Here is a 26,392-nt window from a genome sequence, read left to right on the forward strand (position 1 = left end):
GGCGGGCCGCTGTCCACACCTACCCATACCCAATCCTGCCGTGACGGACGACCGAGAGCGACACCCGCTCGGTGCTAGGGTTCTGCACGGCGTTACGGCGCCCCACGTCCGGGTGGCGGAATTGGCAGACGCGCTAGCTTGAGGTGCTAGTGCCCCAAAAGGGCATGGGGGTTCAAGTCCCCCCTCGGACACCCGATTGAGGCGAGCGGAAAGCGCGAACCGAAGCGTTACGCTCCGCCCATGCAGCTAGCCGTGGCTCTGGTCGGTCTTGCGATCGTGATCCTCCTGGTCGGCCTGGTCGTGACCGCGATCAAGGTGCTGTCGCTGATCGCGCTGATGATCCTGGTGCTTGCGATGGCCTACTATTACCGCGACGCGAAACGACAGTAGCTCGCTCCGCCATGCCGCTTTCTGAACCGCTGTCCGATCTCCTGGCGCGCGCCGAGGGCCGGGAGCCGATCGATTCGGCGGGTAAGTCCGGGGCTCGGCTGGAGCGGTTGCGCATTGACGGCGTCGCCTATGTGCTCAAGGAATTGGATCGTCGGCAGGACTGGACGATGCGGGCGGCGGGTGTGCTGGCCGGGGCGCCCGCGTTGTTGTGGTCGACCGGGTTGTTGGACCGGTTGCCGGACTGTTTGAACTCCCCGATCGTTGCGGTCGAGGTCGGGCAGACCACCCGGATGCTCATGCACGACGTGAGCGCCTGGTTGGTGCCGGTGACCGATGAACCGGTGGACCTGGCGATGCATCTGCGGTTCCTGAACCACATGGCGGCCATGCACGCGACCTTCTGGGCCGGCGGCGCGGAACTCGAGGTGGTGCCGAACATGCACCGATACCTGGAGCTCTCCCCGTGGACCGCGCTGGCCGAGGCCGAGGGTGGTGACCCGCCGTTGGTGCCACGCCTGGTCGGTGAGGGTTGGCCGCGGCTGGAGAGCGTCGCGCCGGTCGCGGCGAAAGTCGTGGTGCCCCTCGCCCACGACCCCGGCCCATTGGTCCTGGCGTTGGACTCAACCCCGCAGACCTTCGTGCACGGCAACTGGAAGCTGGACAACCTCGGCACCGACCCCGACGGGCGCACCGTACTACTGGACTGGGAGTTGCCCGGCCGTGCGCCGGCGTTGTCCGATCTCGCCTGGTACCTGGCCATCAACTGCCGCCGCCTGCCGCAGTCCAAGGAGGAGACCATCGACGCCTACCGGGCGGCGCTGGAATCCCGCGGCATAGACACCGCGCCCTGGTGGGACCGCCAACTCACCCTGTGCCTGCTCGGTGCCCTGGTGCAGTTCGGTTGGGAGAAGGCGCTCGGCGGCTACGACGAGGAACTGGCCTGGTGGGAACAACGCGCGCTGTCCGCGGCCGAGATGTTGACCTGATCCCTGATCGGGCATGCCCGGGGTACACCGGGGCAGTTCCTGATCATTCATCGTCGGATTCAGGAGTCTGTCGTGGCGCTGCTGATCGTGATCGCCCTCATCATCGCGTTGGCCGCTTTCGGTTTCTTCTGGCACGTGTTGTGGTTGGGCGTGCTGGTGGGCGTGGTCGCGTTGCTGACCCGCCTGGTGCTGATCGGCCTGGACGCGGATCGACCGGCGGGCCGGCTCAACATCAACGTGCTGCACTCGTTCGGCCGCTACCTGCTGGAGATCAGCGAACGCGCCCGGCGGCGCGGACGCCGCTCTGACGTTGTCGACAATGCCGGCGCGATGACCGAGGAGAAGACCGACCAGGCGCTGGCCATGGCCCGGGGCGGCATGACGCAAGCGGCCATCGGCCAGGAGCTGGGTGTCAGTTCCTCGACGGTGTCCCGCCACCTGCGGGCCCGGCGCAAGCAGTCGAAGCAGCGCCGGGCCACCAGCAGTTGACGAGGATCAGCTGCGCGGCACGTCCCCCCGCCACTGCCCGGTTTCCGAACCGTGGTCCTCCATGAACTTCTTGAACCGCTTGAGATCGGACTTCACCCGGTGGTCGTCCACGCCCACCAGGGCACCGGCCTTCTCCACCAAACCCTCGGGCTGCCAGTCGATCTGCGCAGTCACCCGGGAGGACTTGGCGTCCAGCTTGTGGAAGGTGATGACCCCGGCGTGCGTCGTGCCGTCGGTGCTCTTCCAGGCCACCCGCTCATCCGGGTGTTGCTCGGTGATCTCGGTGTCGAACTCGCGGGTCACACCGCCGATGTTCGTCTTCCAATGCAGGTGGGTGTCATCGGTCTGCCGGATCTGCTCGACGCCGTCCATGAACTTCGGGAACGACTCGAACTGGGTCCACTGGTTGTAGGCAGTGGTCACGTCCACTGCCACGTCGATGGTTTCAGTCACACTGGCCATTACTGCACCCCCGATTGCGGGCGGGATGAATCTTCTGTCCCCGAGGGCCTTCCCGGGCCACCTCCGAGCCATGCGCCACGCCGCGGCACGCAGGAAGCTCAGCGATTCAGGAACTCCACAATCACCGGGGCCAATTCCTCGGCGCTGGTCAGCAGACCCAGGTGCCCGTCGCGGTAGATGTGCAGTTCGCCGTGCGGCAGCAGCGAACTCATCAGGCGCGCGTTCACCAACGGCACGATCGGGTCGTCCTCGCCGGCCACCACCAACGTGGGCTGGCGGATCAACGGCAACGCGGGCAGGCTCGACCAGCCCGCACCTGCGGCCAACTGCAACGCGTAGCCGCGCTTGGGGCCGACCACATTGCGTTGGTGCAGCACCTCGCTGATGCACCCCGGATCCTGGCGCACCTTGCCGCCGTACAACTCCGGCGCCACCGCGCGTGCCCATTGGGGATCGCGGTGCCGGCGCGGGGTGAGCATCTTGTACAGCACGCCCGGCTTCGCGGGCACCATCAACATCCCGGTGCCGGTGCCGACGAGCACCAGCCGGCGGCAGCACAACGGGTGCTGGAAAGCGAACTGCTGGGCCAGCGCGCCGCCCCAGGACAACCCGAGGATGTCCACCTGGCGATAACCCAACCGGTCCAACAACCGACGCAGCGTCAGGGCCAAACCGGCGAAGGTGTAGGGCACATTGGGCAGCGGCGACCCACCGACGCCCGGCACATCGAAGCGGACGACCTCGAGGGACGCGGGCAACGCGGCCACAAAGGGGTCGAGCACATCCAGGCTGGTGCCGATGCCGTTGCACAGCACCAGCGGACGACGACGAGCGGTGCCGGGGCGCACGCTGTAGCGGATGCGCTGCCCGAACACGCGCATGCGCTGGTTGGCGACGCCGGTCGCCGGCCCGGGACCGGTCATTCCGTGCTCCCCCCTGGACCCCCTACTCGGGAGTATAGGGAGCGTCAGGCGGGCTGATGCACGTATGTGCCGGGCGCAGCGCCGAGCACCGGGAACTTGTCGCTGCCCAGCTCCTCGCGGGCCGGACGCTCGTCGCCGGCCCGGGCGATCACCCAGTCCGCCCAGTGGTCCCACCACGACCCGGCCTGCTTGGTCGCCGCGGCCCGCCACGCCTCCGGGTCCGGGCCCGGCTTGGGGCCGGTGAAGTAGTGCGCCTTCGGCCCGGGCGGGGAGACCGGGGTTTGGATGTGACCGGTCGGGGACAGCACGAACGTCGAGTCGCCGCCGAGCAATTGCGTGCTCTGATAGCAGCCCTGCCACGGGGTGAGGTGGTCGGAGAAGCCGCCCACCACGTAGTTGTCGATCTTTACCGCGCTCAGGTCCACGCCGTGACCGAGCACCTCGACCGCGCCGCCGCGGGTCAGGATGTTGTGCTCGAACATGTCCAGGAATTGCGCGTGCAGCGCGGCGGGCAGGTTCGTCTTGTCCTCGTTCCAGGCGAGGATGTCGAACGCCGGCGGCTTGTTGCCCATCAGGTAGTTGTTGACCCAGTAGTTCCACACCAGGTCGTTGGGTCGCATCCAGGTGAAGACGCTGCCCAGCGAACGTGCGTCCAGCACGCCGTTCTTCTTGCCCTTCTTGCGGGTCATGGCCAGGATCCGCTTGGAGCGGAACGCGCCGATCGCCGCGGGCGAGTTCCAGTCCAGCAGGGTCACCGCGAACGAGCAGGCGCGCACCCGGCCGGGGTCGTGCTCGGCCAGGTAGGACAGCACGGTGGACGTGGTGATGCCACCGGCACACAACCCCAGCGTGATCAGCTCGTCGGCACCGCTGATCTGACGCACCGCATCGGTGGCCTCCAGCAGCGCGGTGGCGTAGGTGTCCAGGTCCCAGTCGCCCTGCGCCGGGCCGGGGTTGCGCCAGGACACGGTGAAGCAGGTCAGGCCGCGGCCCACCGCGTGCTCCAGCAGGCTGCGGCCGGGCGCGAGGTCGGTGAAGTAGTACTTGTTGATCTGCGGCGGGATCAGCATGACCGGGGTGGTGCGTACCGCCGCGGTGCTCGGCGCGTACTGGATCAGTTCCAGCACCTCGTTGCGGAACACCACCGCACCCGGCGTGGCCGCGAGGTTTTCCCCCACCACGTAACCGGAATCGTCGACCTGTTTGGGCATGCCGCCGTTGTGCCGCAGGTCGTCCACCCAGTTGCCCAGGCCCGTCCGCAGGCTGCCACCCGCGGTCTCGAAGGCCCGCTTCACCGCCGCCGGGTTGCCCAGCAGGGTGTTGGTCGGGGCCAACGAGGAGGTGAGCACGCCGGCCGCGAAACGCAACTGCTCCTTGGTGCGCCAGGACACGTCGGTGTCCTCGACCACCTTGTCCACCGCGTTGCCGGCCGCCAGGTAACCCTGCATCAGCCGGTGGTAACCGGGATGGTCGGTCCAGGTTGGATCGGCGAAGCGCCGGTCGCCCCGGCCCGGTTCCACCTCGGACCTACCGACAGTGACCTTCCCCAATTCCACGGCCAGGTCCGCACCGGCCCGCGCCAGTCGCGGTGACTCGCCGACGACCCGGCCCAGCAGCTTGGCCGCGTCGGTGAGGCGCTCGCGCACACCGCGCTCCTCGGCCCAGGTCCAGGCCGTCAGGTGACCGTCGTCGGAGTGGTCCGCCGCGCCGTGCTCGGTGGTGATGGTGGCAGTCATGGGCACATTCTAGGAAGGCAGAACCAACCGCCGCGATATGTAGGTCGTCCCGGTTCAGGAGTAATCCCATGAGACCGTTCGAGATCAATCGCCATGGCCGCATCGTGTTCCCGTCCAGCTACTTCCCGGATATGGACCTGTCGGACTTCCGGACCCTGGAGCAGTTCGAGGCGGCGGTACGCCGTGACTTCGACGAGAAGTCGCCCACCGGGTCGGACATCGTCGAACGCGTGGAGGCGGGCAAGTACAGCACCCGCTTCGAATTGCTGCGCGATGTGGCGCTGAACCTGTTCTGGGGCAACCGCTACGTGGTGACCCTGTACGAGCGCCGCCCCACCCGGTGGCGTGACGTGCCGCGGCACTCCGACGATGTGTTCCTGGGCGTGGCCAAGCCGTGGGTGGACGGGGCCCGCAAGATCGCCGCAGTGGCCGAGACCTACCGCGCGCTGCCACCGACCTGGAACGGCCAGAGCGAGGACGCGATCTTCCAGCTGCTGTTTCACATCTTCGGCCACAAGCGCTACCACGCCAGCGACCTGCCGGCCGTCAAACCGACGGTTGCCGAGCTGCTGGCCAAACCCGAGACCTTGACCTTCGTGCTACCCGGGCACGACCCGGATTACCCGCGCTACACCGCCCGGCAGATCCTCGACCACTCCGACGAGGTCCCAGAACTGGAGTCGTTGGGCCGCTGGGCGCGGGTGCTGCACAACCTGCACCCGTGGGATCAGGCCGCCGCCCGGTTGGCCCCGGCGTCGTCGATCTCCGATGACGATTTCGTGCTGCTGTACGTCCCGCGCAGCGAAGCGGTGACCCAGTTCATCCATCGGATCAAACAACCGACGCACCAATCGGCGCCGGTCCCCGTGGTCATCGAGGCGCAGCCCCCGGTGCGCCCGTTCCCCGCGCTGGATGTGCCCCGCACGTTCCGCGTGCAGCCGCGCATCGCCGCGCTCACCGCGTTGCGCGGCGAGCACGTGTGCAGCAACGACGACGTCATCCGCAACTCCGCGATCAACTGGTCGCCGATGAGCGCGGCGCAGATCGCCCGCAAGACCGGCATCGATTCGCGCTGCTACACGGCCAAGCCGCTGGAGCAGATCGCGCTGGAGGTGGCCCGCACGGCGGTCGCCGGCGCCGGCCTGACACCCGGTGAGATCGGCGCGGTGTTGGTGTGCACCTGCACCAGCGACCGGTTGATCCCGTCGGTGGCGTCCTACATCTCCGGCCAACTGGGCATCCACCGCACCTACATGTCCGCGGACCTGGTCGCCGCCTGCGCCGGATTCCCCTACGGGCTGGCAGAAAGCGTGCGGCTGCTGCAGGAGGTGCAGCGGCCGGTGCTGCTGGTCTGCGCGGAGAAGTTCTCCAACAAGATCGGCAGCGTGCGCACCTCACGCATGCTGTTCGCCGACGGCGCCGCGGCACTGGTGCTGGTGCCCGCCCCCGACGGCGAACCGGGCGACATCGAGTACCTGCAGACCTACGCCAGCGGCCCGGTCAGTGAGGTGAACTCCATCCTGTGGCCGAACCCGGAGTTCGACGGCAACATCACCGTCTACGGCCCCGAGGTGAAGTCGCTGGCCAAGCGCTACCTGGCGCAGATGCTCGACGAGATGAAGGAGATCCCCGGCCCCGACGGCAGCGGAAACCTGTTCGACGCCGTCGATGTGATGGTCCCTCATCAGGCCAACAAGGTGATGGTCGCCGACATCGCGCGCGGCGTGAACTTCCCCATGGAGCGGGTCTATTTCAACATCGAGCGGACCGGCAACGTCTCCGCGGCGAGCATCCCGTTGGCCATCCACGACGCGGTGCTGGACGGCGTGATCGACCGCCCGATGCGGGTGTTCGCACCCGGCTTCGGCGCCGGCGCTGTGGCCGGGTACGCGGTGCTGAACCTCGACCCGTCCGTGGTGGTTCGCACCGACGGCGCCGATGGACCGGCCGAGTCCGCGGTCCAGGTGCGCGGCACCAGCGTCGAGGACGTGGCCCAGGCCTTCAGCTGAGCGCTGAGTTCAGGACATGTCCAGGCCGCCGTTGACGGCGATCACCGCGCCGGTGATGTACGCGGCGTCCTCGTGGGCCAGGAAGGACACCGCGCGGGCCACCTCGGAGGCGTGCCCCAGCCGGCCCACCGGGATGGTCTTGACCACCTTCTCCAGGACCTCGCCGGGAACGGCGGCGACCATGTCGGTGTCGGTGTAGCCCGGCGTCACGCAGTTCACCGTGATGCCCTTGCGGGCCACCTCCCGGGCCAGTGACTTGGTCAGCCCGAACTGGCCGGACTTGGACGCGGCGTAGTTGGCCTGCCCGATGCCACCGGTGCTGCCGATCGCCGAGGAGATGTTCACGATGCGCCCGTACTCCTGAGCGATCATCTGCTCGAGCACGGCCTTGGTCATGTAGAACGACCCGGACAGGTTGACCCGCAGCACCGCGTGCCAGTCCTCGACGCTCATCTTGCGCATGGTCTTGTCCACGGTGATGCCCGCGTTGTTGACCAGGATGTCCACCCGGCCGGCGACGTCCATGACCTCCTCGACCACGCGCACACAGTCCTGTGGTTCGCCGACATTGCCGGCGTGCAGCGAGACCGACATCCCGTCCTTGTTCAGCCGCTCCACGAACTCCTCGGCGGAGTCACTGACCCGGCTGCAGCCGGCCGCCACGTGAATGCCCTGACCGGCCAGGTTCTCGGTGATGGCAGCGCCGATACCGCGCACGCCGCCGGTGACGATGGCCACCCGCTGATCGACCATGGCAAAACCTCCGCGACTCCGGGACAAGGCCAGAGTCGGGAGGTTACGCCCGTTGTCGGGCGCGCCGGAAGGCCCGGTCAGACGGCGGAACGACCGCCGTTGACGTAAATGGTCTGGCCGGTGACGTGGCGGGCGTCCTCGCTGCACAGGAAGGCGATCACCGTGGCGATGTCCTCCGGTTGCGCGACCCGGCGCAGCGGGTGCGCGGCCGCGGCCCCGCTCACGAACTCCTCGACGCTGACATTCATCCGGGACGCTGTGGCCTCGGTCATCGCGGTGTGCACGAAGCCCGGCGCGACCGCGTTCACGTTGATGTTGAACGGGCCCAGTTCCTGCGCCATGGTCGCGGTCAGGCCCTGCACTCCGGCCTTGGCGGCGGAGTAGTTGGACTGACCGCGGTTACCCAGCGCGGAGATGCTGGACAGGCTGACCACCTTGCCGTACTTGGCGGGCACCATGTGCCGCTGCGCGGCCTGGGTCATCAGGAACGCGCCCTTGAGGCTGACGTCGACGCAGAGGTCCCAGTCCTCCTCGGTCATCTTGAACAGCATGTTGTCCCGGGTGATGCCGGCGTTGTTGACCAGGATGTCGACCTGGCCCCACTCGGTGACCACGCGGGAGATGGCGGCAGCGGCGGAGTCGGCCTTGCTGACGTCGGCGCCCACCGCAATGGCGATGCCACCGGCGGCCTCGATGGCCACCACGGTGTCCTTGCCCCGCTCCTCGCTGAGGTCGACCACGGCGACCTTCGCACCCTCGGACGCGAACCGAAGCGCGGTCGCCGCGCCAATGCCCTGCGCCGCCCCGGTGACCACCGCGACCCTGCCGGCGAACCTGCTCACCCGTGCCCCCCACTGTTGTATGGAGTCGATCGGCGCCCGGACGGGTCGCCGTTGCAGGATGATACTGGCCGGTAGCTAACTCGTGAGTAGCAGGTCCGGCAGCAGCGTTGCGGCTCCGTTACCCCGGGCCCGGGATGTCCACCAGCGTGGCCAGTGTGGCCTTGTGCCGGTCGGCACTGCCCAGGGCAATGGCGTCCGCCGCGGCGCGCTTGAGGTACAGATGCGCCGGGTGCTCCCAGGTGAAGCCGATGCCGCCGTGCAACTGCACGCCCTCCTCCGCGGTGCGCAGCGCCGCCGGTCCGCAGTGCGCCTTGGCCAGCGCAATCGCCACCGACAGGTCGTCGGCGTCGGTGGCCGCGCACACCGCGGCGTACCGGGCCACCGCCCGGGCCTGGGTGAGGGCCACCCACAGATCCGCGCAGCGGTGCTTGAGTACCTGATAGGAACCGATGATCCGACCGAACTGGCGACGCTCCTTGAGGTAGGCGACGGTCATCTCCAGCACCCGGTCGGCGATGCCCACCTGTTCGGCGGCGAGCAGCATCGCGCCGATGCGCAGCGCGTGGTCCACCGCCGCGCAGGCCGCCTGCCCGCGAGCCACCACCCGACCGCCGCCACTGGCATCGATGTCGATGTCGGCCAACGGGCGCGTCATGTCCAACGAGATCACCGGTGTGATCGTCGCCGTGCTCGCCTCGACCGCGATCAACTCCGCCGAGGCCCCGGTGCCGGCCGGCACCAACAACACGTCGGCGGTGCGCGCGTCGGCCACGCTGGTGGTGCCGACCGACGCCGAGCCGGGCATCGTGCTGAAGGACACGGCCAGAGTTGCGGTGCGCTCCCCCGCGGCCAGCTCCGGCAGCAGGTCCTCATCGCCGACGGCGAGCAACGCAGCCACCGCCATGCTGTGCCCGAGGTAGGGCACCGGGGCTAACGCCCGTCCGAGTTCCTCCCCAACAACCGCCGCCTCGCGCCAGGATGCCCCCGCGCCACCGAGTTTCTCCGGCACCGCCAACCCGGTGATGCCGACCTCGATCAGCGCGGCCCACAGCGCGCGGTCCACGGGTTCGTCGCTCTCCGTACGGCGCAGCACCTCGGCGGGCGATGCGCGCTTCTCCAACAGCGTGCGCACGGTGGACCGTAGGTCCGCCTCGACCTCGGACTCCAACAGGTCCGGCATCACCGGGTCGACCACACTCATCGACCCACCTCGTTCCTCGGTGCGCCGATGAGGCACGCCGCACTGTGCTCATTTATGAGCTCGCTTCGCTCGCTCATCGCGGCAGGTCCTTCCACGCGATGTCCTTGTCCACCCGGACCTCCGGCGGTAGCCCGAGCACCCGCTCGGCGATGATGTTGCGCAGGATCTCCGAGGTGCCGCCCTCGATGGAGTTGCCCCGGGAACGCAGGTACCGACGGTTGGCCGCGGGCACGGTGCCCTCCGGCGCGCGTTCCGGACGCCAGTCGGCGTAGCGCAGTCCCTCCGCGCCGAGCAGCTCGGTCTCCACCGCGGTGATGCGCTGGTTGAGTTCGGAGAAGGACAGCTTGGCCGCCGAGCCCTCGGGCCCGGGCCGGCCGGCGGCCTGCGCCTGGCGCCGCCGCACCCCGGCTACCCGGGACGCCTCGGCCTGCACCCACAGCTCCAACACGCGCTCGTGCAACCCCGCGGTGCGCAGCTCCGGTCGGCTCCGCCAGGTGTTCATCAGCGGGGCGACCATGGCGTTGCGCGGGCTGTGCCCGCCGCCGATGGTCGTGCGCTCGCTCATCAGCGTGGTCATGGCCACCGCCCAGCCCTCGCCCACCGCCCCGAGCCGATCGGCGTCCGGGATGCGAACGTCGGTGAGGAACACCTCGTTGAACTCCGATTCGCCGGTGATCTGCCGCAGCGGACGCACCTCCACGCCGGGGGCCTTCATGTCCAACACGAAATAGGTGAGGCCCTCGTGCTTGGGCACGTTCGGGTCGGTCCGGGTGACCAGAATCGCCCGCCGCGCGAACTGTGCCAGCGAGGTCCACACCTTCTGCCCGTTGACCACCCAGTCGTCGCCGTCCCGCACGGCGCGGGTAGCAAGTGACGCCAGGTCAGATCCCGCGCCGGGTTCACTGAACAGCTGGCACCAGATCTCCTCGCCGGTCCACAACGGACGTAACAAGCGCTGCTGCTGCTTCGACGTGCCGTGGCGCAGGATCGCCGGGGAGGCCATGCCCAACCCGATGATGCCGAGCGCGGGCCGGTTGTTCGGGGCACCCGCGGCGGCGAATGCCGCGTCGACCGCGGCTTGTTCGGCGGGCGAGGCGCCGAGCCCGCCCAACCCCTGCGGCCAGTCGATGCGGGCCAGGCCGGCGTCGAACCGCGCGCGCAGAAATTCCCACCGGTCCGTGGCCGCCGGGTCGTGCGCGGCCAGGAATTCCGTCACGCGCCGCATCAGGTCACTCATTCGCCTGCCTCCATGCCGGGAATTGCCACAGCATGCCTGCCCGTACCATCGCCGCTCGTGGCGGGGATCCGGTTCGACGAGGCCAGCGCGGTGCACCGCACCGTCCCCGGCACCTACCGGGCCGACCTCGACGGCGAGTGGGGGTTCGCCGGCAACGTCAACGGCGGCTACCTGCTGGCCATCCTGGCCCGCGCGGCTCTGGATTCCACCGGCGCCGCCTTCCCGCACGCCATCTCCGCGTCGTTTCTGCGCCCGGCCGAACACGGACCGATCGAGGTCGAGGTGATCCCGGTGCGCGCCGGACGCACCGCCACCCATGTGGTGGCGGTGTTGTCGCAGAAGTCCGGGCCCGCGGTGCACGCGACCCTGGTGTTGGGCGCAGCACCGCAGGGACCGGTGGAGAATCCGGCCACGCCGCCCGCCCTGCCCGCCGAGGAGGAGTGCGCGCCGCTGACCGGCCGCCCGGAGGTCCAGGGCTTCCTGGAGCGGGTGCAGATCAGCTACGCACCCGGTTTCGGTCCGCATGACCCCGGCAACTCACCGGTGGTGCGTGGCTGGGTGCGGCTTCGGTCCGGGGAACCGGTGGACGCGCTGGTCGGTTTGTTGGCCACGGACCTGTTGGTGCCCACCGTTGCCCGAATCGGTTATCGCAGTTGGGCACCGACCGTGCAGATGACGGTTCAACTGCATCGGGCGCCGGTGGCCGGGCCGCTGGCCGTGGAGGCCGAGGCCGGTGAGCTACGCGACGGCTGGTTTGACGAGGAGGCCCGGGTGTTCGACGCCGCCGGTCAGCTGATCGCCCGCGGCAGCCAGTTGGCCCGCCTGCCCCGGTAGTCCCGGAATCACCGCGCGGTCGGGGCGGAGCTTGCCGACGTCGGCTTCTTCGGGGTCTTCTTGGTCGCGGTCTGCGGCTGGGTGTCGGTCGCGGCCGGTGGTGTCCCGGCCGCGGTGATGGAAGGCTGCGGCGTTTCTTTCGGCGGGCAGGTGCCGAGGCCGAGCAGGCCGCATCCCTGCGTCCCACCGCCGTTGTCGGGGGGCGTCAGGATTGGCGGGGTCCCGGTGCCGGTCGTCGGCTTGGGGGTCGCCACCGATGTCGGCTGCGGTGCCTTGGTGGCGATCGGGGTCGGCGGGGGCGGCTCCACCGGAACCTCGCCCGGGGTACTGACCAGATTCTGCGGCGGAATGTACGCGCGCGGCTGCACCTCGCCGGGTTGGATCCCGCCCTTACCGAGGTTGTGCACCTTCATCGTGGTCTTGCCGTAGATCGTGTTGGTGCGTTCACTGGCGGGCTGGATCGTGTCCACCAGGAACGTCCCGGCCACGATCACCCCGATCAAGCCGAGGACCAGCGCGGTTTCCCCCGTGAGCAGACCCCAGCGACGTTCGGCGGGCGCGACGACAGGCTCCATCGGCGCCACCACAGGTGGCACCGGCGGCTCGATACGACCGTGTCGCGGCACCGCGTCGATCCTCCAGCTGGCAGGTTCAAGATCCGAGTGTGCCGCATCCAGTACAGGCAGTTCGAAGAATTGACCCGACCGCCACCCGGGCGAGTCCGGAATGTGGTGCATTACCGAACAAATTTCGCATACGCCGCATGCGAATCCGGATCAGGCCATGCCCTGCAACCGTCGGGCCACCCGGGCATGCCCGGTCAGGGCATCGGGCAAGCCGGGGTCGGTGGGTCGCCCGTCGCGCACCAGCACCCGCCCGGCGACCACGGTGTGCCGCGCCAGGGACGGTCCGCAGCGCAGCCAGGCCTCCACCGGGTCGCTGTGCGCGCCGGCGAAGAGCGGGCCCGTCTGGTCCCAGACCACCAGGTCGCCGGCCGAACCCGGCGACAGCTCCCCCAACACCCCGGCTCGCCCCAGGCACGCCGCCCCGCCGCGGGTTGCCATGTCCAACACGTCGCGGGCGCTCATCCCGGTGGGTCCACCACGTTGCCGGCCGAGCAACATCGCGGTGCGCGCCTCCAACCACAGCGACGACGCGTCGTTGGATGACGATCCGTCACATCCCAGTCCCACCGGAGATCCGGCGGCGCGCAGATCGCGCGCCGGACAGATTCCCCCGCCACCCAGGATCATGTTCGAGCTCGGGCAGTGCGCCACACCCACCCCGGCAGCACCCAGCCGGTGTACCTCCACCCCGGACGGGTGCACGCAGTGTGCCACCCAGCTACGCGGGCCGGCCCAGCCCAGATCCTCGAAATGTTCCACCGGGCTACGGCCGAACCGGGCCCGGCAGTACGCGTCGTCGTCGGGGTCCTCGGCCAGGTGCGTGTGCAGCCGGACGTCCAACCGCTCGGCCAGTTCGGCGGTGGCGCGCATCAGCTCCGGGTGCACGTTGAACGGGGCGCACGGCGCCAATGCCATCTGCACCATCGCGTGCGGGTCCGGATCGTGATGGCGGCGCACCAGCCGCTCGCTGTCGGCCAGCACCTCCTCGTCGTCCTGCACCAGCTCCGGTGGCGCCAGCCCGTCCTCGGCGGTGGACAGGGTCATCGAGCCCCGGGTGGCGTGCAGTCGCACCCCCGTCGCCCGGGCTGCTTCCACCTGTGCGGTCCACAGATCGCCCGCACCCCGCGGCGCGATGTACAGGTGGTCACTGGTGGTGGTCACTCCGCCCATGGCGAGTTCCACCAGGCCGACTCGGGTGGCCAAATAGGACGCCTCGGTGTCGATGCCCGCCCACAACGGGTACAGCCGTTGCAACCAGCCGAACAGGGTGCGGTTCAGCGCGGGTGCGAATGCCCGAGTGAGGTTCTGGAACAGATGGTGATGGGTGTTCACCAACCCGGGCGTGACCAAACAACCGTCGGCATCGATGACTTCCGCGGCGTTCGGCAACGGGTCCCCCGCCCCGCCCAGCGCGGCCACCCGACCGTCGCGGATCGCCACCCAGCCATCGGAAAACTCCTGTCCGGCAGCGTCGCAGGTGGCCAACAGCGCGGCCCGGTGCACCAGCAGATCCACGCGCCGACGCTAGTGGGCGGAGCCTCCCGAACGGCCCGCAAGGTGCCAGACGATCTTGACCCAATTCGGTACGAAGCCGTACTCGTCCCAAACGGGATGACTCTTAGTGTTGCCATTGTCGCGTTGGGTGATTTGGCACCGAATGCGCTGCACCACTGAACATCTGGCTGGGGGAACCGCACAAGTGAACAACCCGGGGTGGGGGAAATGAACCGCAAGACTGTCGTGATCAACACGAGCCTGGCGCTGGTGCTGCTTGCCGCCGCTGTAGGGGCTGTTATGCAGATCGACAACCCATCGGCACCGAAGCCGGTTGAGCAGACCGCTGTGGTCACTCAGGGACCGGTGTCGACCACGGTGACCACCACCGGCAACATGGACACGCCGCACACGGTGGGTCTGCCGTTCTCCGGTCAACCGGGCATCGTCAAGGCGCTCTACACCAAGATCGGCGACGAGGTGAAGGGCGGCGACAAGCTCGCCGCCGTGGACGATCGCGCCGCCAACGCCCAGTACCAGCACGCACTGGCCCAGCTGCAGCAGGCGCAGGGTCAGCTCGTGACTGCCCAGAGCCCGGAATCCGGCGCGGACTTCGAGCTCGACCAGGCGAACATCGGCGCCTCCATCCAGGACCTGGCGAACGCCCAGCAGGCCGTGCAGCACGCCCGCCAGACACTGGCCCAGGACACGGTCGAGCAGAACCGCTTGGTGCGCGCCGCGGAACGCAACGTCACCCGTACCGCGACCGCGAGTGCCTCGCGGGCGCGGGAAGCCGTCACCTCGACCACCGACCAGCCGGCGCCCACTACGACGCACAGCAACAGCCTCACCCGCAACCGGTCGCGTGCGCGGCAGATCGAGGCCACGTCGTCGACCAGTGCGGTCGCTCAGGCAACCACGACGCGAAACTCCACGTTGCTGACCGACACGCAGGCCGTCAAGCGGCTGAAGAACGAGGCCACGCTGGCCGCGCGCAACCTCTCGGTGGCGCGCGCCCAGGCGGCGGCGAACGCCGAGGGCAAGCCCGGCGAGGTCGAGACGGCCAGGGGGCAGGTTGCCGATGCGTTGGCGACCGTGAAGGACGCAAAGGACTCGTTGGCCGACACCGTGCTGCGCGCGCCGTTCGCGGGCAAGGTCGTGGACATCGCCGGTGGCGTCGGGGAAACCCCGGTCGGTGCCGTGCGTGGTACCGCCGCGGCCTCGGCCTCGCCCAACGGCCCCGGCGCGGTGGAGAACCGCAAGCCGGCCACCCAGTCCGGCTTCATCATCCTGGCCGACCTGACCCACAAGTACGTCACCGCGCAGGTCGACGAGGCCGACGTGGGCAAGATCCAGCCGGGGCAGCCCGCGAACGTCACGTTCCCGGCCACCGGCGCCAAGGTCAACGGCACCGTGGAGAAGGTCTACGAGCAGGAAATCGTGATCAACAACGTCGTCGAGTACAACGTCGACATCCTGCTCAACGACGTCGGCCCGACGATCAAGCTCGGTCAATCCGCCACGGTTCAGATCGTCACAGCGGCCCAGCAGAACGTACTGTCGGTACCTAACCAGGCGATTATTCACGCCGGGGATCAGAGCATTCTGCAGGTGCGACGTGGGACGCAGCTCATGAAGATTCCGGTCAAGGTCGGGCTGGTCGGCGACACCAGTACCGAGGTCTCCTCTCCGCTGCTCAAGGCCGGCGACGTGGTTGTGCTGCCGTCCGCGGGTGGCGGCGGCGGTGGCGGCGGCGGCAAGCGCGGCGGCAGCAGCGGGAAGATCGGCTTGAAGTGACCTCAAACGCCCGACGCCCGGCCATCGCCCTCGAACGCATCCGTAAGACCTACGGCGAGGGCGAGACCGCCGTGCACGCGATTGCCTACGTGGACCTGACCGTGCACGTCGGGGAGTACGTGGCGATCATGGGCGCGTCCGGGTCGGGCAAGTCCACGCTGATGAACATCGTCGGCTGCCTGGACGCACCGACGGCGGGGCGCTATCTACTCGACGGCATGGACGTGCGCCGGCTGGACGACTACCAGCTGTCCACGGTGCGCAACCGCAAGATCGGTTTCATCTTCCAGAGCTTCAATCTGATTCCACGTACCACTGCGTTGAGCAACGTCGAACTGCCGTTGGTCTACGCGGGCCTGGACCGCCGAACGCGGCGCCGGCGGGCATTGGAGGCACTCGACCGGGTCGGGCTGAGTGACCGTCATCATCACCTGCCCTCGGAACTGTCGGGTGGTCAGCAACAGCGTGTCGCGGTGGCCCGGGCCATCGTCACCGACCCGGTGCTGCTGCTCGCCGACGAACCGACCGGCGCGTTGGACTCGCACAGCACCGCGGAAGTGCTCGACCTCTTCGACGAGTTGTCCTTCGCCGGACGCACCATCATGGTGATCACGCACGAGGCCGACGTCGGCGCCCGCGCCCAGCGGGTGACCCGGATGCGGGACGGCCGGATCATTTCCGATCTGCCGAATCCGCCCAGGGCCGTAGCGGGTGTCTCATGAGGTTCGCCGAGAGCATTCGCTTTGCCCTGCACGGGATCGTGGCGAACAAGATGCGCTCCTTGCTCACCATGCTCGGCATTTTGATCGGCGTGGCATCAGTGATCACGCTCGTCGCGGTGGGCACCGGATCCTCCCGCGACGTGCAGACGTCGATCAGTCGACTCGGCTCGAACACGCTGTTCGTTTTGCCGCTGCAGGAGGGTGGCGGCGGTAGCGGCCGCGGCATCGCGGCGCAGGTGCGCCGACTGCTCGGCATCAAGGCCCCGCCGGTGAACGGCACCCAGGTCCGCAGCGCGGAATTGACCTTCGAGGATGCGGAGTCGTTGAAGGATCCGATCAACGCGCCGCACGTGAAGAACGTCGCGCCGGGTGTGCTCATGCAGCGGGTGGAGGCCACGCACGGCACCTCCTCGCACACCGTGAACCTGCTGATCGGCACCAAGCCGGTGTTCCTCGGCATCGACAACTCCACCATCACCTGCGGCCCGGGCTTCACCGACGAGGACTACGACGCGCACAAGCACCTGGCACTACTGGGCACCTCGGTGGCACAGGACCTGGCCAGTGGCGACGTGTGCGCCCTGAACGGCGAGCAGATCCGGATCAACGGCCAGGCGTTCATCGTGGCCGGCATTCTCAACTCCAAGGGCTACAGCGGTCAGCAGGACCTGGACGACCGCATCCTCGCCCCCGGTACCGCGGTGCAGGACGCGCTGTACGGCTACAACCCGCCGGGCGCCGGACCGATCAGCGGTATCGCGGTGGAGGCCACCTCCGGGGCGGACACCAAGGCCGCGCAGTCCGAGGTCACCGCGATCATGATGGCGCGTCACCACGTGAACCTGCTCAGCGCCGACTTCATCGTGTTCAACTCCTCCGCTGTGCTCGACGTGTCCGGATCCGCGAACCACACGCTGACCATCCTGCTCGCGGCCGTCGCCGGCATCTCGCTGCTCGTCGGCGGCATCGGCGTCATGAACATCATGTTGGTCTCGGTCACCGAGCGAACCCGCGAGATCGGCATTCGTAAAGCCATCGGCGCCGGACGCATGGACATCATCGGGCAGTTCCTCGGCGAGGCCGTGATCCTGAGCATGGTCGGCGGGGTGCTCGGTGTGCTCTGCGGATTCGCGGCCGCCCATTTCAAGATCGCCGGCGTGGAGCCGGTGGTCGCGCCGTACTCGGTCTACCTGGCCCTGGCCGTGTCGCTGTTCACCGGCCTGTTCTTCGGTCTGTACCCCGCCAGCCGCGCCGCGGACCTGCGGCCCATCGACGCGCTGCGCTACGAGTGAGGGAGTGGAGTCGGTGAACGATCAGCCCGAGGCCGAGAACAGCGGGGTCGAGCCGCGTCCCGGGGCGGAGCAGCCCGCGGCGGAGGTCCCGCCAATGGACGCCCCCATGGAGCACCCGCCGACGGAGCTCCCGCCGATGGAACACCCGTCGGCGGCGTACCCGTCGACGGAGTATCCGCCGATGGAGCCGCCCGCTGCCCCGAGCTACCCCAACTACATCAACCCGGACGCGGGCATGTTGCCGCCGGACGAGGATCCCGACGACATCCCGCTGCCCAAGGGCCGCTCGCCGGCCTCCACCCGTTACCTCGGGGTCGCCGTGCTGCTCGCGATGGCCTTCGGCGGTGGGGTGGTCGCGCAGAAGCATCATGACAAGGGCTACACGCCCCCGGTCAGCGGAGCGCAGGCGGCGTTGGCCGCGGGCCTGCAGGGTGGCGCCGGCGGTGCCCCCGGTGCTCCGGCCGGCGGGGCCGGGGGCGGCGCGCCCGGCACGGTCACCTTCACGCCGAAGGTGATCGGCACCATCACCGACGTCAGCGGCACCGACATAACGGTGATGGGACCGGACGGGGTCAAGCACCTGGTGCACACCAACGCACAGACCGACGTGCTGCGCAAGGGCGCGGTCAGTGATCTCAAGCCGGGCACCGTGACAGCCGTCGACGGAGACCCCGACGACGCCGGGGTGGTCACCGCCAAGGGAATCATCGCCCAATGACCACCCCCCACCGACCCCAACGGGGTCCCGACGGAGGAGCACCAATGCGTGTCCTCGTGGCCCAGCACGACCGGGTCCTCGCCGCCCGCCTGCGGCGTGGGCTGGCCGAGCACGGCGCGTCTGTCGACATCGCGCACAACACCGCCTCGGTGGTGGCCAACGCGCGGGCCCACGCCTACGACGTGATCGTGCTGGACCAGGAACTGCAGGAGGTGCCCGGCGCCCCGATGTGCCCGCGGCTGCGGGCGGCGGTGAGCGGCACCCCGGTGCTGATGTTGGTCGGCTCGAGTGCGGACCGACCGGTTCGGGCGGGCTCCGGGGTGCAGGAGCACCTGCGCAAGCCGGTGGACGTGCCCGACCTGGTCGCCCGGGTACGTGCCATGGCGCGCCGCCACGACACCTCGACGGCCACGCTGCGTCGCTCCGCCGCCCACGCGCCGGACCGGGTGGAAACCCCGGCCCCGCCGACCACCGCGGTGCTCATCGCGGAGAACCTGGCCATGTACGCCCAGGCGTTGACCGCCGTGCTGTCCACCGAGCCGGACCTGCGGGTGATCTCCACCGACGTCTCCGAGCCGGAGATCCTGGCCGCGGTGCGCCGCGGCGCCGTCGAGGTGCTGGTGGTGGACATCGACGGCGGCGCGCTGGACGCGGTCGCGCTGTGCCGGCGGCTGCGTCAGGAAGTCGCCACCTGCAAGGTGATCGTGCTCACCGCGAACCTGATGCCCGCCGCGACCTGCCGCACCTGGGAGGCCCAGGCGCACGGCCTGGTCAACAAGAATTCGCAGCTGCCGGTGCTGATCGAGGCGATCCGCCGGGTCGCCCGCGGGGAACGGGTGGTCGACCCGAAGCTGGCCTCGGCCGCCCGGGAGGCGGACAACGGCGGTCTGACGCGGCGTGAGTTGGAAGTGTTGCGCCACGCCGCCGCCGGGGAATCGGTGCGGGAGATCGCGGCCCGGTTGTCCCTGTCCAGCGGGACGGTGCGCAACTACCTGTCGCGGATCATGGACAAACTCGGCGCCCGCAACCGCATCGACGCCATCCGCATCGTGCGGGATTCAGGCCTGTTGTAGCCCCACGGGGCGCGGCGGTAGCGGCGTCGACCTGTGGCCCGCAGCACCGGGACCACAGGTCGGCGTCCGGCTCAGAACAGGCTGCAGACCGCGTGGAGCACGGTACCCAGGATATTCCCAACACCGAACAGGATCGCGCCCAGCCCGAAGAACAGGCCGTTGTACTTCGCGCTGCTGTCCAGGTCCTTGGTGAACTTCATATCCGCTCCTTGATTGGTTGGATCCACCTTTCGTCGGGGCAGGCCCGTCCGACATTTCGACTCGGCCGGCGGCGGGCCCGGTGGGTCCCGACGTCGCGGACCCTACCTGAACCTTGGCGTTATGCAAGGAACTCCTTCGCGTTTCCCGGGAACAGGACGTTAACCTGAGGCGGAGCGGAGCCTCGAGCGTCGCGGTGTTTCATCCCGAGATGCCAACGCGCCCCCGCCGGTGAGCGAGGGCGCGTCGGTCAGGCAAGCGCAGAGCGCCTCCTGGGTCGAGAGAGCAAAACGTTAGCCGCCCAGACCGAGCAGTCCGCCGAGCAGGCCGTTCGAGAACAAATCCACCGCGAGACCCTTGATCTGCAGGGCAAGTGCAAGACCGTCAAGACCGATATGCAACATGATGAACTCCGTTTATGTCCGAACCGCTCAGGAACTGAGGATGCGTCGGGCTTACCGCGTTTCCTGTTCCTTGCGGAGCCGCCTGTGTGCTACCTGACACGAGAAGAATTGCGTTCGTGACAATGCGGCCAACAGTGTCAAGTGTCATCGTTTGAAGAAATCGCCAAGCTTTCACCCTGTGTCATCAAACAACTGCAGACAGTGATATCTACGCGGGACTGTCGACCGGGGTCAACGCGCCGGCGGGTCGCGTCGACTCTTACGTCAATCCCCCACAAACCCAGCGGTGCCCAATTCAAGGGCCGCTGCAGCGTGGTTCTCGCGATCTAACCCACGTTAACCATTACCTCGGAAATCCTGCCCCCAGCGGCTTACCGACGGGGATGTCAATTCGCTCGGGAGGGTGGTTGGGCGCAACGAGATTGCGGATTCCCGAAAGAGGCTCAGGATTCTGCCGATCTACGGCACCGCTCCGCGACGCAACTGATCCCAGCGCGAAATAACCCGTGCGTGATCCCGCCATTATCTATCTCGTGACGTGCTTTATATTTCCATGACGTTCATCGCGGAGAGATCATTCCGTCGCGAGTCGTTCATGATCGCCCGCGACGAGCAGTTGGGTTTACGCGGAGTTTACGTCCCGCGACGTACGGTGAAGGCGCGGTTCACCGGTCAGGCGTTCCCAGAGTGCGCGCCATACCACGCTCTACCGCCAAGATCAAATACGGGCGTAGCTCGGCAGCGGAAATAATCGTGTGCACCGAGCCGACCTTTTGGGCGCGTCGGATGTCGTGAATGGCCTCGAACTCCGCGGCCACCTCGCCCATCTTTTCCGCCCGCACCACGGTGCGCAGGTCGCCCAGCTCCACCCGCAGCTGAGCGGCTACCGAACCCTCGGCCTCGGCCACCGCGGCCTCCAAAGCCTTGATCCGCGGGTCGTCGTTGATGCGGTTACGGACCTCACCGGTGAACACCACCGCCGCGGCCGGAGCGCCACCCAGCACCGAGGCATACGAACCCTCGACCGCCACGACCTCCATGTTGTCGTTGAGCGTGCCGGAGAACACCACGAACGCACCACCGTGGTAGCGGGAGATCACCGTGAACACAATCGGGCCGTCGAAGTTGACGATGGCCCGGCCGATCTCCGCGCCGTACTCCAACTGGACGTTGCGCAACGACTCCGGTGAACCGTCGAAGCCGGACAGATTCGCCAGCACCACCAACGGACGCACACCGGAGGCGGCGTTGATGGCCCGCGCCGTTTTCTTCGACGAGGCAGGGAAAAGCGTGCCGCCGGTCCAGATGTCCGGGCCGTCCTTGGGCAGTCGACCCCGGCGCGGCACCGGCTTGGATTCGATGCCGATCACGGTGACCGGGTGGCCGCCGAGGTGCGCGTCGAAGACCACCGAGGTGTCCGCGTCGGCCATACCGGCCCATCGCTCCAGCACCGAATGGTCGATGTCCACCACTGCGCGCATCACGGTTCGAATATCGAATGGCTTCTTACGATCCCCATTGCGTTCGGCCGAGAAGATGTCCCCGACCGTGGTGAAGTCACTGCCGGGATGCACATGCGGGTACTCGCGCACGTCGCGCTCGCGCGGGTCCTCGGTGATCGCCTGACGGGGGAACCGCTCGCCGGGCGCCACGTAGCAGTGCGCGTAGTGCGCGAACAGGATCTCTACGGCCGCGGTCATGTTCGGCGCCCAGTACTGCGCCTGCCCGTTGGGGCCCATCACCCGGTCGTAACCACCGATGCCGAAGTTGTCTTCGGCGGACACGCCGCCGGAGTAGTCCAGGGACTGCTTGCCGGTAAGCACCATCGCCGAATCCGGCGTCATCACCAGGATGCCCTTGGTGTGCATCAGCATGGTGGCCTCGGCGTTCCAGTAGGGCTGGGCGCCGACGTTGATCCCCGCGACGATCACGTTGATCTCGCCGCCGGCCTGGGTGAACTCGATGATCCGGCGCAACGCGCGGGCGATCCAGTCCATGTTCTCGGTGCCGGAGTCCATCGAGATGCGGGCGCCCGAGGACAGCGTCAACCACTCGACCGGGTAGCCCTTCTCCTCGGCCAGGTCCAGCGCCGCGCACACCCGGGCGCACTCGGCCTCGGCGATCGACCCGAGCGAGCGGGTCGGGTCACCGAGCAGCGCCACCCGGGTCATGCCCTCCGGGTACCGGTCGGTCGGTGTGGTGACCAGACCCATCACCACTCCGGCCTTGTTCTTGCCCGGCGGCCGGTGCACCCTCGTCGGCACGCCGTTCTCGTCGAGATCCAACTCGAGAAATGTGCCGCTCGCACCGGCCAACAAGCCGACGATCTCGTAAGGGTAAATCGCACCCCTGGCGCGGGACTGACGGACCCTCTGGGTGTACTCGTCCAGCGGCGGCAGCGGGTCGGTGGGCCGCTCGGTCAGCGAGATCTGCACCCCGGCACCATGCTTGTAGGAGATCAGTACGGCGACCTCGCGGGCCTCGTCCTCATCTGACTCCTGCAGGCGCCCGTGGACCATGACCTCCTCCAGGCCCGCGCCGGCGGTCATCGGCACCAGGTTGCGGACCACGTGATGCAACTCGTCCAGCGGCACCTTCGCGGTCGGCGACACGCTCATCACGATGCGGTTGTTCTCCGTGCGGCGCTTGGCCGGTCGACGTGCGTAGACCTGCCGGATGCCCTCCACACAACCGGCCAGCACCCGCTCCACGGTGGGCACCGCCAGCACCCGCCCGGCCGCGTCGCGCAGCGGATGCACATCGCGAATCTCCCCGAGCGCAATGAACCGTTCGTCGTCCGGGTTCTCCTTGCCCACCGCCCGATACAGGTAGATGCCCTCGTCCGCGGGCAACCGGGTGAGGTCGAAGTTCACCAGGCGCTTGAAGTCCAGGCGTTGCGCGACCAACGGGTGCAGACCGCGGATCAGCCGGTCCTCCTCCAGGCTTCCATCCACAGCGGGACGGAACGTGAAGTAGTGCGCCCGGGCGGCGATCTCGCCCGCGATGCCCACGGTGACCCGACGCAGGGTGTCCGGCAGCGAGAGCTGAGACACCGCGGCCCGCAGCGCCTCGGAGATGGCGTCGTGATCGGCGGGCGCGTCCGCCCACGACAGGAAAATGTCGACCACCAGCGTGCGCGGCTCCCACGCGTCGGTACCCGCGGCCACCACGTCCAGCGCGGAGGACAACGCCTCCAACTCGCGGTAGTCCCCCACCGTGGTGATCAGGTGCAGTCGGTTGCCCTGCAGGTCGAATTCGGCGGTCACGAAGTGCCGGTTGGCGTGCTGGAAAAGCCGCACCTCTTCCAGTTCCCGGGTGCGGTAGTAACGCCGCGTCAGCACCTCCAGCAGCGGGCCCAGGTCGGCAGTGCCGGTGCCGATCCACTCGCTCATCAGGCCGATGATCGGCTCCGGGGAGACCACCATGGCCTCGATGCGCTCGGCCCGATCCGGAGTGTCGGGGTTGAGCACCAGGAAGCCCAACTGGGTGCGCACCTCGGAAATGATCTTCGCGCGCAGCGCCAGGCTCTGCGGCTGGTCGAAGTAGCGGTACCGCACGCTGCGGGCCAGGTCGCAGATCAGCGGGTAGCGGATCTGGGTGGCCACCACCACCCGTTCCAGCACCTCGGCCAATTCGTCGTGGGCCGCGGTGACGTCGGCGACGTCCATCCAACGCTCGAGCAGTGCATTGATCACCGGGATTTGCGGATCGCTGCGTTCCAGGGCCAGGTACACCCGGTAGACGGCGTCCTTCAATGCGCCGGTGGGCTCCAGGTCGGTGATCCCGTAGTGGGTCAGCGCCCGGATGAGTCGATTACGGAAGGACTCCGGTAGGCCCTCGCGCTCCAGGTCGAAGGAACGCAGGTAGGTGTGCAGGTGCTCGCGGGGGCTGTGCACCCGGGTCTCGGAGTTCTCCTCCTCGCCGCTGGGGCGGTTGCGGGACAGCTCACAGATGTCGGCGAACACGCGCAGCAGGTTCAACTCGGCGGACACCAACTCGCGGTCATCGGCCGGAAGTTGCTTGCGGATCGCGGAGTAGTCCGCGACCAGCTTGCGTCCCTCCAGGGCGTTGACGTCGTAACCGGTGAGCAGGGCGCCCAACCCGCGCAGTACCTCCAGCGCACGGGTGCGCGGGTCGGCGGCGGCCTCGCCGTCCGCGGAGAACACGACGGTCGGCGCGTCGGACGGTCCGGTCTCCGCGGTGTCCGGGTCCAACCGCACCAGCGGGGCCCCGGCCGGCACCTGGGAGTTGACCGTGGCGAAAACCTCGCGCACCCGCCCGGCCACCGGCGCGGTCACCGGGGTCTCCATCTTCATGGCCTCGAGCACGGCCACCGTGGCACCTGCCTCGACGGTGTCGCCCACCCGCACCGGCAGCGCCACGATAACCGCCGGCGCAGTGGACCGAATCACCCCGCCGGAGTCGCGGGCCACCCGATGGCTGACCCCGTCCACCTCGACCAGGTGGTCGGCCGGACCGGCGGCGAGAACCACCCGGTACACCTGGCCGCGAACGGTCATGCGGTAGGAGAAGCGGCCGATGCGGTCCACGCGGACGTCGGTCGCCACGTTGTTCACGTCGACCCGATACCGGTCCGGACCGAGCTGATGTACCGTCAGTTTGTAATTCTGTCCGTGATAGCGCACCTCCACGTCCCCGCCGATAGCATGGTCGGCCTGCGGCCGGCCGCCGCGCGCGGCGGCCAGGAAGGTCTCCCGTTCGGTGGCCTCGTCGTGCGCGTAGACGTCGATGGCCACCGCGTACAACGCGATGTCGGCGTGCGCGGGCAATGCGCCGCCGTCCAGCGGACCGGTGCGGTCCAACCAGGCGGTGTCCGCCGACCCGGTCAGCACCTCCTCGCGGCCGAGCAGGTTGAGCACGAAGGACTTGTTGGTGGTGCCGCCCTGAATCACCACGGTCGTGTCGCGTAGCGCGCGGCGCAGCCGCGCGATCGCCTCGGCACGGTCCTTCCCGGCTGCGATGATCTTGGCGACCATCGAGTCGAACTCCTGCGGGATCGTGTCGCCCTGCGCGATGCCGGAGTCCACCCGGATGCCCGGACCCTGCGGGAATTCCAGGAATTCGACCTTTCCCGGTGCGGGTGCGAATCCGTTGTCCGGGTCCTCGGCGTTGAGTCGGATCTCGATCGCGTGACCGATCTCCGGCGGACACTCGCCGGGCAGCGGCTCGCCCGCGGCGGTGAGGATCTGCAACTTGACCAGGTCAATGCCGGTGGCCGCCTCGGTGATCGGGTGCTCGACCTGCAGACGGGTGTTCACCTCGAGGAAGGCGAAGGCGTGGCGGGCCGGATCGTAGAGGTATTCCACGGTGCCCGCGCCGTGGTAGCCCACCTCGCGGATCAGGTCCATGGAGACCTGGCGCAAGTGCAGGGATTGCTCGGTGCTGAGCACCGGGGAGGCGGACTCCTCGATGATCTTCTGGTTGCGCCGTTGGATCGAGCAGTCCCGCACGCCGGGCGCCCACACATTGCCGTGCTTGTCGGCGATGATCTGCACCTCGACGTGCCGGCCGCCGGTGACCAGGGCCTCCAGGAACACCCCGTCGTCCCCGAAGTAGCGCGCGGCGTCGGCCCGGGTGCCCTCGAACGCGGCCTGCAGTTCCTCCGGGGCCATCACCTTGCGGATACCACGACCGCCACCGCCGGCCTTGGCCTTGATGATGAGCGGATAGCCGATGGCCGAGGCGTGCCGTTGCGCGTCGGCGTAGGACGCCACCCCGCCGGCCCCGCTCCAGGCGGCGACCGGGACACCGACCCGTTCGGCGACCAGCTTGGCCTCGATCTTGTCGCCGAGCAGCCGCATGGCGCTCGCGGACGGACCGAGAAACGCGATGCCGAGCCGGTCGCACACCTCCACGAAGGCGGGGTGCTCGGAGACGAAGCCCCAGCCCACCCACACCGCGTCGGCGCGGCCGGCAACCAGCGCCCGCTCCAGCTCGACATAGTCCAGGTAGGGCACCGAAGCGGTCTTGCTCGGGTTGAGCGCGACGGCCTCGTCGGCCTGACGCACGAACATCGCCGTGCGCTCGCCCTCGGTGTGCAGCGCCACCGTGCGGATGGACAGGTTTCGTTCCTCGTTGAGCTCCCGCACCGCCCGGATCAGGCGGACCGCCGCCTCACCCCGGTTGACGATGGCAATCCGCTCGAACACGAATGTCACTCCTTGCGCCGCCCGTCGAGCCCGCGG

21 protein-coding genes and 1 tRNA gene are annotated in these 26,392 nt (G+C 68.6%); 11 read left to right on the forward strand and 11 right to left on the reverse strand.

From position 1 onward, the window contains the following. Window positions 1-106: 106 nt before the first annotated feature. The 4 genes from VGJ14_12440 (at window position 107) to VGJ14_12455 (ending at window position 1,865) form a co-directional block, all read left to right on the forward strand. A tRNA-Leu gene (locus VGJ14_12440) sits at window positions 107-191 on the forward strand. Window positions 192-240: 49 nt separating this feature from the next. Beyond that, the gene (locus tag VGJ14_12445; GenBank protein ID HEY2833227.1) at window positions 241-390 is read left to right on the forward strand and encodes a hypothetical protein; all 150 of its coding nucleotides are present in this window, start codon (window positions 241-243) and stop codon (window positions 388-390) included. An 11-nt stretch (window positions 391-401) separates the two neighbouring features. After that, window positions 402-1,376 (forward strand): phosphotransferase, encoded by a 975-nt coding sequence (locus VGJ14_12450; protein ID HEY2833228.1) that lies wholly within the window; start codon window positions 402-404, stop codon window positions 1,374-1,376. A 72-nt stretch (window positions 1,377-1,448) separates the two neighbouring features. After that, window positions 1,449-1,865 carry a winged helix-turn-helix transcriptional regulator gene (locus tag VGJ14_12455; GenBank protein HEY2833229.1) on the forward strand — a complete coding sequence of 139 codons (417 nt, stop codon included), beginning with the start codon at window positions 1,449-1,451 and terminating at the stop codon, window positions 1,863-1,865. A gap of 6 nt (window positions 1,866-1,871) precedes the next feature. Here the strand turns inward: VGJ14_12455 and VGJ14_12460 are convergent, their stop codons facing one another. The 3 genes from VGJ14_12460 to VGJ14_12470 form a co-directional block, all read right to left on the reverse strand. Then, the gene (locus VGJ14_12460; protein HEY2833230.1) at window positions 1,872-2,327 is read right to left on the reverse strand and encodes an SRPBCC family protein; all 456 of its coding nucleotides are present in this window, start codon (window positions 2,325-2,327) and stop codon (window positions 1,872-1,874) included. Between the two features lie 98 nt (window positions 2,328-2,425). Beyond that, window positions 2,426-3,250: a poly(3-hydroxyalkanoate) depolymerase gene (phaZ, locus tag VGJ14_12465; protein HEY2833231.1), complete on the reverse strand. Its 825-nt coding sequence runs from the start codon at window positions 3,248-3,250 to the stop codon at window positions 2,426-2,428. 44 nt (window positions 3,251-3,294) lie between these two features. Beyond that, the gene (locus VGJ14_12470) at window positions 3,295-4,986 is read right to left on the reverse strand and encodes an alpha/beta fold hydrolase (GenBank protein ID HEY2833232.1); all 1,692 of its coding nucleotides are present in this window, start codon (window positions 4,984-4,986) and stop codon (window positions 3,295-3,297) included. A 68-nt stretch (window positions 4,987-5,054) separates the two neighbouring features. Here VGJ14_12470 and VGJ14_12475 point away from each other — a divergent pair, with 68 nt between their 5' ends. Next, window positions 5,055-6,995 carry a 3-oxoacyl-[acyl-carrier-protein] synthase III C-terminal domain-containing protein gene (locus VGJ14_12475; GenBank protein ID HEY2833233.1) on the forward strand — a complete coding sequence of 647 codons (1,941 nt, stop codon included), beginning with the start codon at window positions 5,055-5,057 and terminating at the stop codon, window positions 6,993-6,995. A 9-nt stretch (window positions 6,996-7,004) separates the two neighbouring features. On the opposite strand, the gene VGJ14_12480 is transcribed toward VGJ14_12475, so the two are convergent. The 4 genes from VGJ14_12480 to VGJ14_12495 all read right to left on the reverse strand — a co-directional run bounded on the left by VGJ14_12480 (window position 7,005) and on the right by VGJ14_12495 (window position 11,028). After that, a complete protein-coding gene (locus VGJ14_12480) occupies window positions 7,005-7,748 on the reverse strand; it encodes a 3-oxoacyl-ACP reductase (GenBank protein ID HEY2833234.1) in 744 nt (247 codons plus the stop codon). 77 nt (window positions 7,749-7,825) lie between these two features. After that, window positions 7,826-8,590: a 3-oxoacyl-ACP reductase FabG gene (gene fabG, locus VGJ14_12485; GenBank protein HEY2833235.1), complete on the reverse strand. Its 765-nt coding sequence runs from the start codon at window positions 8,588-8,590 to the stop codon at window positions 7,826-7,828. Between the two features lie 118 nt (window positions 8,591-8,708). Further along, complete coding sequence (locus tag VGJ14_12490; GenBank protein HEY2833236.1) at window positions 8,709-9,791, reverse strand: acyl-CoA dehydrogenase family protein; 1,083 nt, start codon at window positions 9,789-9,791, stop codon at window positions 8,709-8,711. Between the two features lie 73 nt (window positions 9,792-9,864). After that, a complete protein-coding gene (locus VGJ14_12495; GenBank protein HEY2833237.1) occupies window positions 9,865-11,028 on the reverse strand; it encodes an acyl-CoA dehydrogenase family protein in 1,164 nt (387 codons plus the stop codon). A gap of 57 nt (window positions 11,029-11,085) precedes the next feature. On the opposite strand from VGJ14_12495, the gene VGJ14_12500 reads away from it, so the two are divergent. Next, window positions 11,086-11,862 carry a thioesterase family protein gene (locus tag VGJ14_12500; protein HEY2833238.1) on the forward strand — a complete coding sequence of 259 codons (777 nt, stop codon included), beginning with the start codon at window positions 11,086-11,088 and terminating at the stop codon, window positions 11,860-11,862. Between the two features lie 8 nt (window positions 11,863-11,870). On the opposite strand, the gene VGJ14_12505 is transcribed toward VGJ14_12500, so the two are convergent. Both VGJ14_12505 and VGJ14_12510 read right to left on the reverse strand, forming a co-directional pair. Beyond that, window positions 11,871-12,437 carry a hypothetical protein gene (locus VGJ14_12505; GenBank protein ID HEY2833239.1) on the reverse strand — a complete coding sequence of 189 codons (567 nt, stop codon included), beginning with the start codon at window positions 12,435-12,437 and terminating at the stop codon, window positions 11,871-11,873. 201 nt (window positions 12,438-12,638) lie between these two features. Next, on the reverse strand, window positions 12,639-14,003 hold the full coding sequence (locus VGJ14_12510) for an 8-oxoguanine deaminase (GenBank protein HEY2833240.1): 1,365 nt from the start codon (window positions 14,001-14,003) through the stop codon (window positions 12,639-12,641). A 207-nt stretch (window positions 14,004-14,210) separates the two neighbouring features. On the opposite strand from VGJ14_12510, the gene VGJ14_12515 reads away from it, so the two are divergent. From VGJ14_12515 to VGJ14_12535, 5 genes are read left to right on the forward strand one after another with little or no spacing between them, the layout of a single operon-like run. Beyond that, complete coding sequence (locus VGJ14_12515) at window positions 14,211-15,779, forward strand: hypothetical protein (GenBank protein ID HEY2833241.1); 1,569 nt, start codon at window positions 14,211-14,213, stop codon at window positions 15,777-15,779. Then, window positions 15,776-16,501 carry an ABC transporter ATP-binding protein gene (locus VGJ14_12520; protein HEY2833242.1) on the forward strand — a complete coding sequence of 242 codons (726 nt, stop codon included), beginning with the start codon at window positions 15,776-15,778 and terminating at the stop codon, window positions 16,499-16,501. Before VGJ14_12515 ends, VGJ14_12520 begins: the two co-directional genes overlap by 4 nt. Continuing rightward, a complete protein-coding gene (locus VGJ14_12525; protein HEY2833243.1) occupies window positions 16,498-17,793 on the forward strand; it encodes an ABC transporter permease in 1,296 nt (431 codons plus the stop codon). Before VGJ14_12520 ends, VGJ14_12525 begins: the two co-directional genes overlap by 4 nt. Before the next feature lie 13 nt (window positions 17,794-17,806). Continuing rightward, window positions 17,807-18,511 (forward strand): hypothetical protein, encoded by a 705-nt coding sequence (locus VGJ14_12530; GenBank protein ID HEY2833244.1) that lies wholly within the window; start codon window positions 17,807-17,809, stop codon window positions 18,509-18,511. A gap of 44 nt (window positions 18,512-18,555) precedes the next feature. Further along, window positions 18,556-19,584, forward strand: a complete 1,029-nt coding sequence (locus VGJ14_12535; GenBank protein HEY2833245.1) for a response regulator — start codon at window positions 18,556-18,558, stop codon at window positions 19,582-19,584. 71 nt (window positions 19,585-19,655) lie between these two features. On the opposite strand, the gene VGJ14_12540 is transcribed toward VGJ14_12535, so the two are convergent. Then, window positions 19,656-19,784: a hypothetical protein gene (locus VGJ14_12540; GenBank protein HEY2833246.1), complete on the reverse strand. Its 129-nt coding sequence runs from the start codon at window positions 19,782-19,784 to the stop codon at window positions 19,656-19,658. 1,067 nt (window positions 19,785-20,851) lie between these two features. Next, window positions 20,852-26,356 carry a carboxyl transferase domain-containing protein gene (locus tag VGJ14_12545; GenBank protein HEY2833247.1) on the reverse strand — a complete coding sequence of 1,835 codons (5,505 nt, stop codon included), beginning with the start codon at window positions 26,354-26,356 and terminating at the stop codon, window positions 20,852-20,854. Window positions 26,357-26,392 lie beyond the last annotated feature (36 nt).

The organism is Sporichthyaceae bacterium, from assembly GCA_036493475.1.
GTDB lineage: Bacteria > Actinomycetota > Actinomycetes > Sporichthyales > Sporichthyaceae > DASQPJ01.

What these genes read in the sequence shown, in the direction of transcription:
- VGJ14_12540 (HEY2833246.1), bottom strand. Translation starts at nt 19,784, where the DNA reads ATGAAGTTCACCAAGGACCTGGACAGCAGCGCGAAGTACAACGGCCTG.
- VGJ14_12450 (HEY2833228.1), top strand. Translation starts at nt 402, where the DNA reads ATGCCGCTTTCTGAACCGCTGTCCGATCTCCTGGCGCGCGCCGAGGGC.
- VGJ14_12445 (HEY2833227.1), top strand. Translation starts at nt 241, where the DNA reads ATGCAGCTAGCCGTGGCTCTGGTCGGTCTTGCGATCGTGATCCTCCTG.
- VGJ14_12480 (HEY2833234.1), bottom strand. Translation starts at nt 7,748, where the DNA reads ATGGTCGATCAGCGGGTGGCCATCGTCACCGGCGGCGTGCGCGGTATC.
- VGJ14_12535 (HEY2833245.1), top strand. Translation starts at nt 18,556, where the DNA reads ATGCGTGTCCTCGTGGCCCAGCACGACCGGGTCCTCGCCGCCCGCCTG.
- VGJ14_12525 (HEY2833243.1), top strand. Translation starts at nt 16,498, where the DNA reads ATGAGGTTCGCCGAGAGCATTCGCTTTGCCCTGCACGGGATCGTGGCG.
- VGJ14_12460 (HEY2833230.1), bottom strand. Translation starts at nt 2,327, where the DNA reads ATGGCCAGTGTGACTGAAACCATCGACGTGGCAGTGGACGTGACCACT.
- VGJ14_12490 (HEY2833236.1), bottom strand. Translation starts at nt 9,791, where the DNA reads ATGAGTGTGGTCGACCCGGTGATGCCGGACCTGTTGGAGTCCGAGGTC.
- VGJ14_12515 (HEY2833241.1), top strand. Translation starts at nt 14,211, where the DNA reads ATGAACCGCAAGACTGTCGTGATCAACACGAGCCTGGCGCTGGTGCTG.
- VGJ14_12470 (HEY2833232.1), bottom strand. Translation starts at nt 4,986, where the DNA reads ATGACTGCCACCATCACCACCGAGCACGGCGCGGCGGACCACTCCGAC.
- VGJ14_12505 (HEY2833239.1), bottom strand. Translation starts at nt 12,437, where the DNA reads ATGGAGCCTGTCGTCGCGCCCGCCGAACGTCGCTGGGGTCTGCTCACG.
- VGJ14_12495 (HEY2833237.1), bottom strand. Translation starts at nt 11,028, where the DNA reads ATGAGTGACCTGATGCGGCGCGTGACGGAATTCCTGGCCGCGCACGAC.
- VGJ14_12475 (HEY2833233.1), top strand. Translation starts at nt 5,055, where the DNA reads ATGAGACCGTTCGAGATCAATCGCCATGGCCGCATCGTGTTCCCGTCC.
- phaZ (HEY2833231.1), bottom strand. Translation starts at nt 3,250, where the DNA reads ATGACCGGTCCCGGGCCGGCGACCGGCGTCGCCAACCAGCGCATGCGC.